General features: G+C 42.1%; 1 protein-coding gene. It reads right to left on the minus strand.

Annotated features, from left to right (window positions below):
* Positions 1–214, minus strand: a 214-nt coding sequence (locus LJE08_RS15455) for a prepilin peptidase (protein WP_227403688.1), incomplete at both ends; no start/stop codon positions are given.

A 214-nucleotide genomic window follows, 5' to 3' on the forward strand; every position in this document is an offset into this window, starting at 1 on the left:
GGCTGGTTGATAGTATCAATAATGCCGTTATAATTTTAGGATTAAGGATAAACAGTTCATACCAAAGCCAGCCATTTATGAGCTCACTAAATGTTGAGTAACAGCCGATAGATGCATGACAAAAATGACACCGACCTTTTTGAATCAGCCAGCCGATGACTGGAATCAGCTGCCACCAGATTAGCTGCTGGTGGCAACTATCACAGTAGGATCT

The organism is Holdemanella sp. DFI.5.55 (genome assembly GCF_020593575.1).
Lineage (GTDB): Bacteria > Bacillota_I > Bacilli_A > Erysipelotrichales > Erysipelotrichaceae > Holdemanella > Holdemanella hominis.